The organism is Veillonella parvula, assembly GCF_024461875.1.
Taxonomy (GTDB): domain Bacteria; phylum Bacillota; class Negativicutes; order Veillonellales; family Veillonellaceae; genus Veillonella; species Veillonella parvula_I.
Map to the genome: position 1 here is coordinate 1 of NZ_JANGAL010000156.1, position 215 is coordinate 215.

The 215-nt window shown below is 40.5% G+C and carries 1 pseudogene; it reads left to right on the forward strand.

Going from position 1 to position 215, the window contains the following annotated elements:
* A pseudogene (gene proA / locus NE668_RS10195) lies at window positions 1-215 on the forward strand (glutamate-5-semialdehyde dehydrogenase); the annotation flags it as partial.

The following is a 215-nucleotide window of genomic DNA, read 5'->3' on the forward strand; positions in this document are numbered from 1 at the left end:
CTTAGAGTCGTTAGGTATTAATGGTGACTCTATTCAACTCGTTGAGATGCATGATCGAGATCTGGTTGGAGTACTTTTACAACAAAGGGAATATATTGATGTAATCATTACACGTGGGGGTGCTGGACTTATTCGTCGTGTTGTAGAAGATAGTAGCATACCTGTTATTGCAACTGGCAGCGGTGTATGTCATACCTTTGTTGATGAAATTGCTG